This is a genomic window from Flavobacterium sp. AED, from assembly GCF_000812945.1.
In the GTDB taxonomy this organism is placed as follows: domain Bacteria; phylum Bacteroidota; class Bacteroidia; order Flavobacteriales; family Flavobacteriaceae; genus Flavobacterium.
Genome location: NZ_JSYM01000006.1, coordinates 97359 through 113852, shown reverse-complemented (window position 1 = coordinate 113852; position 16494 = coordinate 97359). Strand labels below are relative to the sequence as shown.

13 protein-coding genes and 1 riboswitch are annotated in these 16494 nt (G+C 33.4%); of the genes, 4 read left to right on the top strand and 9 right to left on the bottom strand.

What is annotated here, in order from left to right:
* Nucleotides 1-17: 17 nt before the first annotated feature.
* The 5 genes from OA85_RS15820 to OA85_RS15800 all read right to left on the bottom strand — a co-directional run bounded on the left by OA85_RS15820 (nucleotide 18) and on the right by OA85_RS15800 (nucleotide 5650).
* The gene (locus OA85_RS15820) at nucleotides 18-980 is read right to left on the bottom strand and encodes an alpha/beta fold hydrolase (protein WP_231557118.1); all 963 of its coding nucleotides are present in this window, start codon (nucleotides 978-980) and stop codon (nucleotides 18-20) included.
* A gap of 79 nt (nucleotides 981-1059) precedes the next feature.
* Nucleotides 1060-1168, bottom strand: a riboswitch (SAM riboswitch).
* 231 nt (nucleotides 1169-1399) lie between these two features.
* Nucleotides 1400-1609 carry a hypothetical protein gene (locus tag OA85_RS15815; RefSeq protein ID WP_039110811.1) on the bottom strand — a complete coding sequence of 70 codons (210 nt, stop codon included), beginning with the start codon at nucleotides 1607-1609 and terminating at the stop codon, nucleotides 1400-1402.
* A gap of 492 nt (nucleotides 1610-2101) precedes the next feature.
* Nucleotides 2102-3220: an aspartate kinase gene (locus OA85_RS17535; protein ID WP_039110810.1), complete on the bottom strand. Its 1119-nt coding sequence runs from the start codon at nucleotides 3218-3220 to the stop codon at nucleotides 2102-2104.
* Entirely contained in the window at nucleotides 3207-4208 is a 1002-nt protein-coding gene (locus OA85_RS17530; protein WP_039110809.1) for an alpha/beta fold hydrolase, read from the bottom strand. Before OA85_RS17530 ends, OA85_RS17535 begins: the two co-directional genes overlap by 14 nt.
* A gap of 149 nt (nucleotides 4209-4357) precedes the next feature.
* On the bottom strand, nucleotides 4358-5650 hold the full coding sequence (locus OA85_RS15800; RefSeq protein ID WP_039110808.1) for an O-acetylhomoserine aminocarboxypropyltransferase/cysteine synthase family protein: 1293 nt from the start codon (nucleotides 5648-5650) through the stop codon (nucleotides 4358-4360).
* A gap of 790 nt (nucleotides 5651-6440) precedes the next feature.
* Between OA85_RS15800 and metK the strand changes: the two genes are divergently transcribed.
* The 4 genes from metK to OA85_RS15780 all read left to right on the top strand — a co-directional run bounded on the left by metK (nucleotide 6441) and on the right by OA85_RS15780 (nucleotide 9841).
* Nucleotides 6441-7691 (top strand): methionine adenosyltransferase, encoded by a 1251-nt coding sequence (metK, locus tag OA85_RS15795; protein ID WP_039110807.1) that lies wholly within the window; start codon nucleotides 6441-6443, stop codon nucleotides 7689-7691.
* A 156-nt stretch (nucleotides 7692-7847) separates the two neighbouring features.
* Nucleotides 7848-8639, top strand: coding sequence for a hypothetical protein (locus OA85_RS15790; protein ID WP_039110806.1), 792 nt, complete (start codon nucleotides 7848-7850; stop codon nucleotides 8637-8639).
* Nucleotides 8639-9253 carry a deoxynucleoside kinase gene (locus OA85_RS15785; RefSeq protein ID WP_039110805.1) on the top strand — a complete coding sequence of 205 codons (615 nt, stop codon included), beginning with the start codon at nucleotides 8639-8641 and terminating at the stop codon, nucleotides 9251-9253. Before OA85_RS15790 ends, OA85_RS15785 begins: the two co-directional genes overlap by 1 nt.
* 186 nt (nucleotides 9254-9439) lie before the next feature.
* Complete coding sequence (locus OA85_RS15780; protein WP_039110804.1) at nucleotides 9440-9841, top strand: hypothetical protein; 402 nt, start codon at nucleotides 9440-9442, stop codon at nucleotides 9839-9841.
* Between the two features lie 129 nt (nucleotides 9842-9970).
* Here OA85_RS15780 and OA85_RS15775 read toward each other — a convergent pair whose 3' ends face one another.
* The 4 genes from OA85_RS15775 to OA85_RS15760 all read right to left on the bottom strand — a co-directional run bounded on the left by OA85_RS15775 (nucleotide 9971) and on the right by OA85_RS15760 (nucleotide 16367).
* Nucleotides 9971-12430, bottom strand: a complete 2460-nt coding sequence (locus OA85_RS15775) for a sodium-translocating pyrophosphatase (protein WP_039110803.1) — start codon at nucleotides 12428-12430, stop codon at nucleotides 9971-9973.
* 111 nt (nucleotides 12431-12541) lie between these two features.
* The gene (locus OA85_RS15770) at nucleotides 12542-13072 is read right to left on the bottom strand and encodes an inorganic diphosphatase (RefSeq protein WP_039110802.1); all 531 of its coding nucleotides are present in this window, start codon (nucleotides 13070-13072) and stop codon (nucleotides 12542-12544) included.
* 106 nt (nucleotides 13073-13178) lie between these two features.
* Nucleotides 13179-13781 (bottom strand): DNA-3-methyladenine glycosylase, encoded by a 603-nt coding sequence (locus OA85_RS15765; protein WP_039110869.1) that lies wholly within the window; start codon nucleotides 13779-13781, stop codon nucleotides 13179-13181.
* Between the two features lie 99 nt (nucleotides 13782-13880).
* Nucleotides 13881-16367: a DUF5686 and carboxypeptidase-like regulatory domain-containing protein gene (locus OA85_RS15760; protein WP_039110801.1), complete on the bottom strand. Its 2487-nt coding sequence runs from the start codon at nucleotides 16365-16367 to the stop codon at nucleotides 13881-13883.
* Nucleotides 16368-16494: the final 127 nt, after the last annotated feature.

The window sequence follows — 16494 nt, the reverse complement described above, 5'->3', positions numbered from 1 at the left end:
TTTATATGGTGTCACCCCTAAAAAATGGAGGCAAGCAAATTATCTAATTGTTTATATTCTATCAAAAAAGCATCATGTCCGTGAATGGAAACAATCTCTTGATAGGTGACATTATTTTTATATTTTTTTAATTCCTCATAAGTCGCTCTATTTTCACTTACCGTAAAAAACAAGTCTGAATCAATTCCAATAATGTGAATATCAGCTTCAATTTTAGATGCAATTGCTTCAAATGAATCGCTGTTTCGAGTAATATCTATTGTTTTAAGCAATTGATTCATCATTTTATAAGATGAAAGTTGGAATCGTTTTTGGAGTTTTTCACCGTGATGACACAACCAGCTTTCTATATTAAAAATGGCTAATTCGGCATTAGTAGTTCTACCAAATTTTGACTTGAACGATTCCGGAGTTCTATAACAAAGCATCGCATGAATCCGAGCATCTTCAATAGGCTTCGAAGAATTATTTAGAATTTGCTCCTGCAAAAAGCAATTGGCTATCAACCAATCTGTCGATTTCCAATCCGTCGCGATAGGAATTAAATGTTGTGTGATTTTTGGTTCCAAAGCCGCTATTTCCCAAGCAATTCCGCCACCAACTGATCCACCAATAATAGCGTACAGTTGTTTTATTTTAAGAAAATGAATCCCTTCAATAAAAATTCTGGCAATATCTCTGGTATTAAAATCTAAATAATTTTCAATGATGGTAGCATCAAAACCATTTCCGGGAACGTTAAAAGCCAGTATCGTGTATTTAGTAGTATCTATGGTTTTGTTTTCACCAATTAAATCATTCCACCAACCGTTCTCTCCCACAACTTGGGAATTTCCAGTCAACGCATGATTTACCAAAACTATTGGAGCAGTATGCAAAGCCGGACCAAAAACTTGAAAACTTAAGTTTAAGGTAGCATAAAAAGCCCCACTTTCGGTGGTGAAATTTTGTAATGTAATAGGTGTTGGTTTATTTTCCAATTTCAAATCTTTTATGATTTTATGATTTGTGTCTGGAAATATTAGAAAGAAAGCTAGAAGTAAACTAGGAGAATTCTTAGTGTTATCTTTCCACATTATGATGTGGTAGAATGCAGCACCTTCTTCGATAAATCGAAGGGTTGCTAAGGCTTCATCGGGTCTAATCCCTCTGCCTTTCTTTATAACATTTCAATACAGTTCTGAACTTAAAGGCACAAATTAACTACTATTTTTTTTAAGAAACAAATTTTTATAAGAATTGATTCTAATTGTTTCATTGAAAAACAATCTGGAAAAGCAACTCACAATTGCCTTTTCGACGAAGGAATAGTACCAGTACATGGGCTTTCTACTTCGTCGAAAAAACAACTTTAAGTAACAATATCAAGGAATCAAAACCAATCTTGAAATTCGATTTTTTAAATAAAAAGCTCTTCATTCTCTTCTGAATACATTAGAAAAAGCAAAGAATTTGGTACTATTTTTTGTGCCAAAGGATCGTTTTTTGACACTTCAAATCTTGGATGAATCAATTCATTTTTTGAATCGCTACTATTTTCTGTTTTGTTCCTGAAACTAAAGTTTTTTAGCAACCGAAAGGTTCTTGGGAAATATTTTAATGTTCTCATAATTTTAAGATATTAGCTGTTATTTTTTTCTTTTTAATTAATTATAGATTCTGAAACAAATTCAGAATAAATGAAAAAACCCTTTTAGATAGATATCCAAAAGGGTTTTAAGTTGTGTTATAAACTTATACTTCTGGAATCAACAGACGTGAATACACATAATGGCATTGGCACAAATCATGTTTTTGACCTTGGAATTATTTGTTTTCTGTAGATTTAACGTATTCATTTTATTCTTGTTTTTTTATGTTTAAAAAATCACGACCGATGCATTTCAAAAAAAAAGCCTCCCGTTATCCGGGAGGCTTTTGCTATATAAATTTTTAATTTAAATTTAAGCAACAAGCGACCCGCAGGATTTCTCCTGAATGGCTTTTGACATATTGCACACATTAAATTTCATCTTTGTTTTTTTTCTTATAGCAAATATGCTAATTGTTTTTGAATTTTCCAAATAAAAGTCAAAAAATTTAACAGCAATTACAATCGTGATTACAACCAAACTGTTTCTTTATATTTCGTTTGATCCAATTGTTGCATTCGATCTGTAATTTTCAAAATATCGTTGAGCACACCACGAGCAACAATTTGCTTTCCTATACCTCCGCCGTGAATTATGATTGGATTCACACCATTAGATTTAGTATAAATTTCAACTAAATTATCCGTTCCTTTTAATTGACCGAGAGCGGAATTAATTGGCTCAGAAACTAATTTGACTTCGAGAGTATTACTTTCAACATCTATTTCTCCTATATATCTTAAAACATGGTTTTCTTTTTGAGTCAATTTTGCAATTTTATAAGGTGCATCAAATAAATCTTTACGAGAAGCGTATTCTGATTTTTTGTGTTTTTTATTTAGATTTGGCAGCAATAAAGACGTGATTTTTACCTCAGTAATCTCAACTTGTAGTTCGATTTCTCTGGCTAAAACCAATAATTTTTCGGCAACATCATTTCCGGATAAGTCTTCCCGAGAATCGGTATTAGTGTAACCTAGTTTTTCAGCGTCTTGAAGAACTTTCGAAAAAGGAAGCTTTTCATTTCCGAATCTATTAAAGATATAACTCAATGAACTGGAAAAAACACCACGTATCTTCGTGATTTTTTCACCTGAAAAATGCAAGTCCCTAATGGTATTAATAATTGGCAAACCTTTACCTACACTCGTTTCGTACAAATAACTTTTATCGAACTTCTTTAAGTTTCTACGGATTTCTTTGTAAAAATCATGATGCAAAGTATTGGCAATTTTATTAGCAGATACTATATGAAATCCGTTTTGTATTAATGAGATATAGGATTTTACCAATTCTGGACTGGCAGTAGCATCAATAGCAATTAAATTTTCTAATCCTTGGTTTTCTGTATACTCGATAATATCTTCCACTCGGAAAGGAATTGCCGATTGCGCAAAATTAGCTTCCCAAGTATTTTTCAAGCCTTCTTTTTCAAAAAAAGCTAAACTGGAATTGGTTATTATTGGAAAACGCAATTCGATATTCTTCTTTTCAAGAAAAAATTGCTGACTTTCCAGGACTTGCTGTATTAATGCGCCTCCTATATTTCCTATTCCAAAAAGCACGACGTTTATTCTAAGCGTTGACATAATTTGGTTGTTTGTGATTGTTCAAAATGGGGTTTAAAATATCTGACAATTGATTGAATTCTATTAAAAAAGCATCATGCCCATGAATGGATTGGATTTGGTGATAGAAAACATTTTGCTTTATATTTTTCAATCCAAAATAGGTTTTGCGGCTTTCATCAACAATAAACAAGTAATCCGAATCAATTGCTACAAGATGAATATTCGCTTGAATAGTATTGGCTACAGCCAAAAAATCTTTTCTATTGCGGGTAATATCATTCGTTTTCAGCAAATGATTCATCAATTTATAAGCTGCCAATCGATACCTGTCTTTCAATTTAAACCCATGATCAAGCAACCAATTTTCGATTTGGAGAATAGAAGAATTGTCCAGTTTATTTCTCTGAAATCTTTGATTCACATATTCTGGCGTTCTATACAATAATGTAGCATGTAATCGAGCATCCACAATCGGGTCATCCGAGTGATTAAGAATTTGATCTTGAATCAAAACATTCGCAATTACCCAATCTGTAGCTTTCCAATCTGTAGCAATAGGAATTAGATTTTCAATTTTATCAGGTTGCAAAACTGCCATTTCCCATGCAATTGCACCTCCCAGACTTCCGCCAATAACAGCAAAAAGATTTTCAACTTTCAAAAAAGACAATCCTTCCCAAAAAATCCGAGCAATGTCACGAACGGTAAAATCACGGTAATTATCGATAAGATTTCCAATGACATCATCATATCCATTTCCAGGAATATTAAAAGCGATAACCGTAAAATAATTAGTATCAATGGCTTTATTTTCTCCTATTATACCATTCCACCAGCCCTTTTCACCACTAATATTTGAATTTCCTGTTAAAGAATGATTCACTACAATAATTGGATAACCACCAATAGGCTGACCAAAAACTTGATACGATAAAGAAATGTATGGTTTCTGCTTCCCTATTTCTAAATCAAAATTAAAGAGATCTATTTTTTCTATATTTTTCATTTTAAATAATTTTTAAGACTGAATTGATTAAAATTTGATTTTGATGGTGACAAATTCTTACTACACATTTCTGTTCCCTATTTTTAAGAAAAACCGCCTTTGGCCTGACCAATAAACCAAAGACAGTTTAACTACCAAAAAACAAACTTTTATACCAATTGAGATTTTTTTATACTTTCGAAAACGGCTTTCAAATCCCCTTTCAAATCTTCTATATCTTCTAAACCAACAGAAAGTCGGATTAAATCTTTAGAAACTCCCGTTGCAATTTGTTCCTCGTCAGACAATTGCTGGTGTGTGGTACTGGCAGGATGAATAATCAGTGATTTTGTATCGCCAATATTCGCAAGAAGAGAGAATATTTTAGTTTCATCGGCTACTTTTTTAGCAGCTTCAAATCCTCCTTTTAATCCAAAAGTAACTACTCCGCTTTGCCCCTTTGGCAAATATTCCTGTCCTAAAAGATAATATTTACTCGATTTCAATCCCGGATAATTTACCCATGCCACCTCTTCCTGATTTTCCAACCATTGGGCTAAAGCCAAAGCATTATCGCTATGTCTTTGAACTCGAATAGGCAACGTTTCTAATCCTTGAATAATCTGGAACGCATTGAACGGACTCAAAGCAGCACCATAATCCCGCAACCCTTCTATACGAACTTTAGCAATGAAAGCTGCATTTCCAAGTGCTTCGTGATAGACTAATCCATGATAACCCGCAGAAGGTTCTGTAAATTCCGGGAATTTCCCATTCGTCCAATCAAAATTTCCTGCATCAATAATAACACCTCCCAGGGAAGTTCCGTTACCTGTTATGTATTTCGTCAAAGAGTGAATAACAACATCGGCTCCATATTGAATTGGGTTCAGTAAATACGGAGACGCAACCGTATTATCAACAATAAAAGGCACTTTGAATGCTTTGGCTTCAGCCGAAATAGCTTTCAAATCCAATACATCTAATTTTGGATTCCCCAAAGATTCCACAAAGAATGCTCTGGTATTTTCCTTCGCAGCATTTTTAAAATTAGCCGGATCGGATGGATCAACAAATGTGGTGGTGATACCTAATCTTGGCAGCGTAACTTTTAATAAATTATACGTTCCGCCATACAAGCTGTTAGAAGCCACAATATGGTCACCCGCTTTTAGCAATACCAATAACGTTGTGGCAATTGCGGCAGTTCCTGATGCAGTGACTACTGCTCCAATCCCTCCCTCTAAAGTCGCTAACCGTTGTTCCAGAATATCATTTGTTGGATTATTCAATCTGGTATAGATAAATCCCGATTCCGCAAGACCAAAAAGATTAGCGGCATGTTCCGAGTTATTGAAAACATAAGAACTGGTTTGATAAATAGGAACGGCTCTAGTTCCTGCGTTTTTTGTTACGTCGTGTCCTGCGTGTAATGCGTTTGTTGCAAATTTTTGTGTACTCATGATGATTAGATTTTAATATTAGTGTTATTAATTTTAAATTTTGATACTTATTGTTTTTATAATTTATTTTAATGTTTTCGTATTGTTGGACAAAAAAAAAGTCCTTTTGGATGGCTTACCAAAAGGACTTATAGTTGGAACTATAACAAAGATTATATCTTTCACTTTTGGCAATAGCAAATTGGGATGCACATACGCATCATACAACACATCATTATTTTATTTACTACTGTTTTAACCATTGGATTTTATTTATCAGTTTGACAAAATTGAATTTATCTTTCTTTTTATTTCTTCAAATTTTCAAATCATGAATTCAACATAAAATAAAAAAACCTCTGCGGTTAGCAGAGGTCTTACTTATATATTTTTAAAATTTAAAACTATACAATAGTGCACTCTGCGGAAGATTCCGGCATCATGCAACACATATTGATAGTAACTAATTTCATTTTTCTGTTATTTGATGAAGCAAAATTGCAAACTTTTTTTGAATCTACCAAACAAAAATCAATTTATTTTATAAACTCTATAGAAATAGTAGAATATGTTAAATTTCTTCATTTAAATTAAAAAAAACAAAAGATTAATTTGCAATTCAAAATGGTTTCATACATTTGCACTCGAATACAAGAGGAAAAATTTGAACTGATTGCAACCTCTTCATAATGAAACGAATTCATTATGGATGCTGAAAATTTTTCAGTAGAAAAAATGCTAAAGCAGAAACTCTTCTTTAGTCCTTTTCAGCAATTATTTTTTCTCGCTTAATTTTAAACTAATAATTATTATGGCCTATTTATTTACGTCAGAATCTGTAAGCGAAGGACATCCAGACAAAATTGCAGATCAAATTTCGGATGCGTTAATCGATAACTTTTTAGCATTTGATGCTGACTCAAAAGTAGCTTGCGAAACTTTAGTGACTACTGGTCAAGTAATTTTGGCTGGTGAAGTAAAATCTAACACCTATTTAGACGTACAACAAATCGCTCGTGACGTAATCAAGAAAATTGGTTACACAAAAAGCGAATACATGTTTGAAGCCAATTCTTGTGGAATCCTTTCTGCTATTCACGAACAATCTGCTGACATCAATCAAGGGGTTGACAGAAAAAATCCTGAAGAACAAGGAGCTGGTGACCAAGGAATGATGTTTGGTTATGCGACTAACGAAACTGACAATTACATGCCATTGGCACTTGATTTATCACATAAATTATTGCAGGAATTAGCTATTTTAAGACGTGAAAACAACGAAATTACTTATTTGCGTCCTGATGCAAAATCTCAAGTAACTTTAGAATATAGTGATGACAATAAGCCAACTCGTATTGATGCTATTGTAATCTCAACACAACACGATGATTTTGATGAAGAAGCTACAATGTTAGCAAAAATCAAAAAAGACATAGTTGAAATTTTGATTCCAAGGATTATTGCTAAAAATCCTGCACATGCTCATTTATTTAATGATAAAATCCAATACCATATTAATCCAACCGGGAAATTCGTAATTGGAGGACCACACGGAGATACTGGACTTACAGGAAGAAAAATCATTGTGGATACTTACGGTGGAAAAGGTGCTCATGGTGGTGGTGCATTCTCTGGAAAAGACCCAAGTAAAGTAGACAGAAGTGCTGCTTATGCAACCCGTCATATTGCTAAAAACTTAGTTGCGGCAGGTGTTGCTGACGAGATTTTAGTACAGGTTTCTTATGCAATTGGTGTTGCAAAACCAATGGGTATTTTTATCGATACTTACGGAACATCAAAAGTGAGTTTAACCAATGGTGAAATTGCAAAGAAAGTAGAAGCTATTTTTGATATGCGTCCTTACTTTATCGAGCAACGTTTAAAATTAAGAAATCCTATTTACAGCGAAACAGCAGCTTACGGGCATATGGGACGTACTCCAGAAACGGTAACTAAAACTTTCTCTGCTCCAGGTGGAAACGAAAAAACAGTTACTGTTGAATTGTTTACTTGGGAAAAATTAGACTTTGTAGAACAAGTTAAAACAGCATTTGGATTGTAAGAATTATAATTCCATTTATACTTAAAACCCAGCTCAATTGAGCTGGGTTTTTATTTTAGCAATAATAACTATCCAAAAACACCGCAAGTAGAAAAAAATTCAACTTAACAATCAAAAACGAATAGTTTAGCGCTTTTTTTGTAATTTGCTTGAATTATGAGAAACCTGATTCTATTTTTCTTCTTCACTACAATCCCGATTGCATTCGGACAGAACCAAAAACTACTTTCTTCGAAGATAAATCACGTAACTATTGACGTCGATCAATTTTTAGGATACGATCAATTTGGTTACTATTACACTATTAAAAACAATGTCTTTTCTAAAATAAAAGACAAAGAATCTTTAGAATACAAAAACATTACATTGGGAAAAATCACGAAAGTAGATTTACTAAATCCTTTAAAAATTGTTTTGTTCTACGAAAATTTCAATACCGTTATCCTACTTGACAATCAACTGAACGAAACTCAAAAAATAAACTTCTCAGAAAACCCAATTCCAATAGTTGTGAACGCTATAGGAATAGCTTCTCAAAACCAATTGTGGGTTTACAACAGTTTAAATCAGCAAATTGGACTTTATGATTATTTAAAAAATGACTACAAAGTCATTTCCACTTCATTCCCAGAAAGCATAAAATACTATCAATCAAATTTCAATGCTTTTTATTGGATAGATGATAAAAACAATTGGTTCTCCTGTGACATTTTTGGAAAAATAACAAAGAAGGGAAAAACTCCCGATTTTGATTCGATAGAAATTATCACCGACAACCAATTTATCTTTTCCAAGAACTCCATTCTGACTATTGAAGACATTGAAAAGAATCAAAAATTCGAAATTGAAATTTTAGAAAAAACGTTTAAAAAATTCAGCTACAAAGACCAAATTTTATCTATTTTTACATCAGAAGGAATTACAAATTATAAAATCACAATACCGTAATGCACATAGCAGTAGCAGGAAACATTGGTTCAGGAAAAACAACTTTAACACGATTATTGGCTAAACATTTTAAGTGGGAACCCCATTTTGAAGATGTAGTTGACAATCCATATCTAGATGATTTCTATCATCAAATGGAGCGTTGGTCTTTTAATCTACAAATTTATTTCTTGAATAGTCGTTTTCGCCAAATAATGCAAATTCGGGAGAGTGGTAAAAAAATCATTCAGGACAGAACAATTTATGAAGATGCACATATTTTTGCCCCCAATCTATACTCTATGGGCTTGATGACAAATCGTGATTTTCAAAACTATTCTTCTCTTTTCGAATTAATGGAATCAACGGTCAAAGCTCCTGATTTATTAATTTATTTGAGAAGCTCTATCCCAAATCTTGTTGGACAAATTCACAAACGTGGTCGTGAATACGAATCTACCATTTCTATTGATTATTTAAGCCGATTGAATGAGCGTTATGAAGCTTGGATTCACACTTACGATAGAGGTAAATTATTAATTATTGATGTTGATAATATTAACTTTGTTGACAATCCTGAAGATTTAGGACACATTTTTAATCGTATCGATGCAGAGCTAAATGGATTATTTTAAATCAACAAAACAATAAGACAAAATAAATACTTCACAGATTGTGAGGTATTTTTTATTTTCATACCTTTATAGATCAACACGTTAACATTAATACAAATTAAACTATTTTTTTTTACCTCCCTTAGTTTACCACATAAAAACATTAATCAACTGATTTTTCTGATTATTAATTTAAATCTAAAAATCATGAGACACAACAACTTAAAGAACAAAACTATTTGTTTTCTATTAGTCATTGCACTTAACTTGCAAAGTTGCGTTGTTTATCAAAAAGCACCTGTAACTTTAGATGAGGCAGTAGTTACAAATAGAAAAATTTTAGTTTTAAAAACGGACAATACTAAACTAAAGCTCATCGACATTGAAAAAATTGATGGCAACTATTACGGTTATATAAAGACTAAACATAAAATTGAAAAAATACCGTTGACTGAAAGTGATTTAAAAACCATCCGTATTTTAGACAGAACAAAAACCACAATAGGAAATGTGGCCATTGTTGTAGGTTCATTAGGAATTGTTTTTTTAGTTGTCGCAGCTATAGAACTTTCTAATTGGGGTGACGATTGGAATCTGGGTACTTATTGAATCTTTATAAAAACACTAGTCAATTGACAAACAGTTAAATAAACTAATTTTTAAGTGATTCATCGTTTGTTATAAAAGCAAAATACCCTGTAAAAACAGGGCATTTTAACTATCAAATAATAAATTATTTTATTTCCAAGCATCGATTTTCGCCTGAACTTCTTTCTCAGTTCCCTCGAAAACTTGCGTATCCACTTTACCATTTAAGGTTGTCGTTACTGTAGCCACAACCACACCATTGGTACTTGTTTTTTGAATTGAAACTTCTTTAGAAATCATATGAGTCGACATTGCTCCTGTATTCATATATTCACAGGTTTTATTTGTACAACCTTTTGCTTTACATTCTTCTGCTGACATTGAGATACATTTCCCTGAGGCCACGCAACAAGACGCTTTATCAGAAATTGTATGACTTCCGTTGCCTAAAATTGGCGCAATTACAAGACCAATCAAACAAGTTAATTTAATCAAAATATTCATCGATGGTCCAGAAGTATCTTTGAACGGATCTCCAACAGTATCTCCAGTAACAGCTGCTTTATGTGCATCAGAGCCTTTGTATGTCATTTCTCCATTTATCATAACTCCTGCTTCGAAAGATTTTTTAGCATTATCCCAAGCACCACCTGCATTGTTTTGGAAAACGGCCCAAAGCACACCGGATACAGTAACCCCAGCCATATATCCGCCTAACATTTCAGCAATTAACTGGTTGTTGTCTCCGTAAACTAATTTACCAAGTAAAACAATTGCTATTGGAAAACCGATAGTCAAGATTCCCGGCAACATCATTTCGCGTAAAGCGGCTTTGGTAGAAATATCAACACATTTAGCATATTCCGGTTTTCCGGTTCCTTCCATAATCCCAGGAATTTCTCTAAACTGACGACGCACTTCGTACACCATATCCATAGCTGCCTTTCCAACAGAATTCATCGCTAAAGCAGAGAAAACTACGGGTATCATTCCCCCAACAAATAACATCGCTAAAACAGGCGCTTTGAAAATATTGATTCCGTCAATTCCTGTAAAAGTTACATATGCCGCAAATAAAGCCAATGAAGTCAATGCAGCTGAAGCAATAGCAAAACCTTTTCCTGTTGCAGCAGTTGTGTTCCCTACAGAATCCAAAATATCGGTTCTTGTACGAACTTCTTTTGGTAATTCACTCATTTCAGCAATCCCACCTGCATTATCTGATATGGGTCCAAAAGCATCAATTGCCAGTTGCATAGCTGTTGTTGCCATCATGGCCGAAGCAGCTAAAGCCACACCATAAAATCCGGCAAAAGCATAAGAAGTCCAAATGGCAGCTGCAAATAATAAAACGGTTGGAAAGGTAGAAATCATCCCGGTCGCTAAACCTGCAATTACATTTGTTCCAGCACCAGTGCTCGATTTTTGTACAATTGCCATTACTGGTTTAGTCCCTAATCCCGTATAATATTCTGTAACAGATGAAATTGTAGCTCCAACTACTAATCCTACGATAGTCGCATAGAAAACTCTCATAGAGGAGATATCTTGTATTCCTTCTCCAAAAAATTCCATTTTCATGGTTGTAGGCAACATATATTGAACTAAAAAGAAACAAGCAATTGCCGTTAAAGCTATAGAAACCCAGTTTCCAATATTTAATGCTTTTTGCACTTGTTTTTCTTTGGCATTAGTATCCGTAATTTTAACCAACATGGTTCCGATGATAGAGAATAATATTCCAAAACCAGCGATTGCCATTGGCAGTAAAATAGGTCCGATTCCGCCAAAAGCATCCTCGATTTTCCCACCCATATCTTTGATAACATAATTGCCTAAAACCATGGCTGCTAAAACTGTTGCTACATAAGAACCAAATAAATCGGCACCCATTCCGGCGACATCACCCACATTATCCCCAACATTATCCGCAATTGTAGCAGGATTACGAGGATCATCTTCTGGAATTCCAGCTTCTACTTTACCAACTAAATCAGCACCAACATCGGCAGCTTTAGTATAAATTCCACCACCAACACGAGCAAACAAAGCGATAGATTCCGCTCCAAGAGAAAACCCTGCTAAAGTCTCTAAAACTTTGGTCATGTCTTCAGAAGAAGTCCATACGCCATTCATAAAGAAATGGAAAAAGAAAATAAAAAAAGAGGTTAAACCAAGAACGGCTAAACCAGCAACACCCAATCCCATTACTGTTCCACCACCAAAAGAAACTTTTAAAGCTTGCGGCAAACTGGTACGAGCGGCTTGTGTTGTTCTAACATTGGTTTTTGTTGCAATTTTCATTCCCATGTTTCCAGCCAAGGCTGAGAAAAATGCTCCGAAAACAAAAGCAACTACTATTAATATATGCGTTGTAGGAACGACAAATGAAACTCCGGCTAAAACAATGCTTGCTCCTACTACGAAGAAAGCCAATAACCTATATTCTGCTTTAAGGAAAGCTAATGCGCCTTCGTAAATATAATCTGAAATCTCTTTCATTTTACCATCTCCAGCGTCTTGTTTTAATACCCAAGCTCTTTTAACCCACATGAACAGAAGTCCTACAATTGCCATAACTATTGGCAAGTAAATCATTATTGTATTCATAAATTTCTTTTGGTTTTTGGTTAGTATTAGTAATGTTACGAAACGAATTTAAACAAAAAAGCAATACTCCTAACGGAATATTGCTTTTTTTGTAAAAATTATAGTTGAAAATTATTTAATACTAAATAATCCTTCTGGTTTATTCTCAATTTGATTAAAACGCTCTGTACATTCCTTAATAATGGCAAACGCTTCATTTACATCTCCCCAACCTTCTACATCAACTTGCTTGTTTTCAAGATCTTTGTAAACTTGGAAGAAATGTTCAATCTCTTTTAACAAGTGTGGATTAATATCAGAAAGGTTTTCCAATGAATTCCAAATTGGATCTGAAACCGGTACACAGATTACTTTTTCATCTGGTCCTTTATCATCTGCCATGTGAAAAACACCGATAGGTTTTACTTCCATAACACATCCAGGAAAAGTTGGCTCGTTTACCAAAACCAAAACATCTAATGGATCTCCGTCTAATGCTAATGTTTCAGGAATAAATCCGTAATCAGCTGGATACATCATTGACGAGAATAACATTCTGTCAAAACGCATTCTTTTTATTTCGAAATCATATTCGTATTTATTTCTACTTCCTCTTGGTATTTCGATTAAGACATCGAAAGTTGTTAATTTGTCTGCAGTCATTTTAGTTTTTCTTTTCTATATTTATGGGTGCAAAAATAAGTAAAGAATCCCTTTCAACAATGAAAAAATTAGGTTATCTGTGGATTAAATTGTAACAAACAGCACTTTAGTAAACCACCGTTCGATTTCTTTTGTTCAAATAATGATGCCACAAAAGATAGGTCGCCACGGAACGATGCGGACTCCATCTTATAGTATGGGCTTCCATATCTTCCTTATTGTGAATTTCCAGTAATTCTTTTATGGTATTTACTACCGCAATATCCCCTAATGGCAGTAAATCTGGCTCTTGAAGGCAAAACATTAAATAAATGTCAATGGTCCAGTTTCCTATTCCTTTTATCTTAATCAGTTCTTGTCGCACTTGTTCAGCTGTTTTGGTCGGCAAACTTTCTAAATCAATATCTTTATTCAGTATTGCAGTTGATAACGCTTTGATATAAGATGTTTTTTGACGGCTTACGCCAAGATTCCTAAATTCTTCATCTGATAAATCAAGAAGTGCCACAGGAACAAAGTTTTTTTCTTTGGCCTTTAACTTTAAAAAAGTCGCTTTTGCTGAATCTATAGACACTTGTTGTTCTAAAATTAACAACACCAAAGTTTCAAATCCTTGAGGTCTTATGGGAATTGTAGGCATCCCATATTGTTCAATAATTGACTTGAAAATGGTATCTTTTTCTAAAAGATATTCAATGGCTTCTTGCATAATCTGATGTTTTTTTAGCCCGGATGGAAACGGCATCCTTTTTATAAGGCGATTTTTTTTCGCCTTATAAAAAGATATAGTGTACAGCCGGAATAGCTCCTAAAAATAGAAGCCAAACGATCCTTTTACTGAAAATTTTTGTGTATCCGGTGTATTCAAATAATTTCCTCGCCAAGCAAAATCGATACGGAATACCTTGAAGATATTACCAATTCCTGCACTGTATTCCCAATACACTTTTTCGGGTGCATTGTATATTAAACCAGAAGCGTTAATGGCTTTATTAGCATCCGAAATAGTTCCATAAACTCCTTTGACACCAATGATTTCTCTCCAATTGAGCTTTCGCATAAATGGAATTCTGGAAAAAATTCTTCCGTTGAAGTTATGGTTCCATTCCAAAGTTGCGTATTGATCGCTTACAAATTCATAAAAATTAAGATTACTAAAGGTATTCTCAATTGTAAAATATGTTTGATTTCCTGGAATCACACTCATCAATCCCAAAGGAACTGTTCCAAAAGTTTTTCCTAATTCCATAATTATATTCGTACGTCCTAATGGGCCAATAATGATAGGTTGCTTATAATACAATTGTACTTTTTCATATTGAAAATCACTATCCAAAAGCCCTTTGAAACCGTGACTATAGTTAACAAAAAAACGACTGTAAGGACTGTCTACATTCTCTCTTTCTACTGCAAATCCTATAGTTTTTCTCTTAGGTGTGTATTCAATTTGCAAATTCACCTCTGATTGTTTTACATCACTTTTTGTTATTGTATGTGCCGCATCAGTGTAATAATCCAAACTAAAAGTCTTAGATGCAGATTCTAATGTTCGATAAGAAAATCCAGTTTGAAAGATTAGATTTTTAACGGGCTCTATTTCTACACTAATATTACTCAAATTTATATTAGTCAGTTTTCCATTGCTACCCGTTGAAAAAACAGATGATGAAGCAAAGCTCCTGCCCAAAACATCGCTTGTCGAAGTCAAACTTGCGCCTATTTGCTCAACATCTCGCCGGTTTCCTCCTGACAAAATAATTCTGTTTTTTTTATCGACCATCCACTTTCCAGAAAATCCATATTTAAATTTATCATCCTTAAAACCATAAGCAGTATACCCTTGTATTCGCCAAGCATCATTAGGACCAAAATAGGTTCTTCCTCCTGCTCTCAAACGAACGCCTTCTACTTCATTATAACCAAACGATGAAAAAAGAGGACCATAATCAAAATGCCCAATGGGTAGATAACCGCTGCCAAGTATTTGGACTAAACTATATAATTGTTTAAATTTCTTTACTGTTTGCAAAGTATCCAGCATTTTATAAACGCCCAATTCATCTTTGCTTAAATTTTCAAACCGGTTTTCATGCCAATAATCGTCTGATTTATTATAGACATCATTATCCATATAATTGACCTCATCTTTATAAAAAACGACCGGTTTTTCTTTATTGAATTCATGGTTTCTATAGAAAGAGGTTCGCTTTCCATAGACTCCTTTTGACTTCTCTTTCTTATTTAATGCAAAATCTGACATCAGATAATCACGAGTCAACAGGAAAACAGAATCGTTCATCACTTCAAATTCTTGCTCTAGATAAATATCCTTCACCCAGTTAATATTGGCACTTTTTGTGACCGCCATATTAATTTTTTTGATCGCATACGTTGAATCATTCACCCAAAAATCCCCTTTGAAAGTCAATTCATTTTTTCGCCTTGGATAAAAAATAATATTGTAACACCATTTTTTATCAATGACTGCACTATCCTTTAAAACATAATTATAGACATCAATTCCTGTTTTAGACAGCGGACTAGTAAAACTTTTATCAAAAAAAGTAAGGTGATTGTCATAAATATTATAATCTGAATACAAATCTTTTACAAAAGATAAAATTTGTTGATTTCCATTAAAACCGGAAGTTTTACTGGCTTTTATTTTCTCTTTTAGTTTCTTCAGTTTATTGTCTCCATACACATCATACAATGATTCATTGATAAAAATAGGCAAATACGTTTTTCCAGTAATCTTAGAGGTATCGACTTGCTTGAAAATAAATTCCATTCCTTTGAACAGCTTATTTTTCATAAACGCACTATCAATGGTATTCATGTCAAACTCTATTTTCTCATACTTTTCCATTTGGTATTGAGCAAATAAATTTAATCCATTTTTACGCTTGTGCTCCCAAATTTTTCTAAGAATATCAAGTGCCGGATTGTTTTTTTTAGAAGTTTTACCCGTAAAAATGACAACTTCCTTCAAGCTTTCGGCTTCGTTTAATTGAATTTTAAAATTATAATTCACTGGTTTATTTAAAGTAATTTCTTTTTCAGAAAATCCTACCGATGATATTATTATAGCTGTATAGGTTTTAGCTGATTCAATGTAAAAACGTCCGTCTTCATTAGAAACGACACCTTCATTGGAATCTTTAAAAACAACATTGGCAAAAGGAATGGGCTGATTTGTTTTATCTAAAACTATACCGCTAACTTTAGTTTGCGCAAAAAGGACGTTTGCGCTAATCAGCAAAAAAAACAAGATAAATAAGAGGGGCTTTTTCATAATCATTTCAAAAAAAAAAACTTCATCAAATAAACAATTGATGAAGTTTCAAATATAGGTATTTAGAAATCTAGATTATTCTAAATTAAGACTGTTGACTGTTAAAATTTATCTAAAAATCAAATTC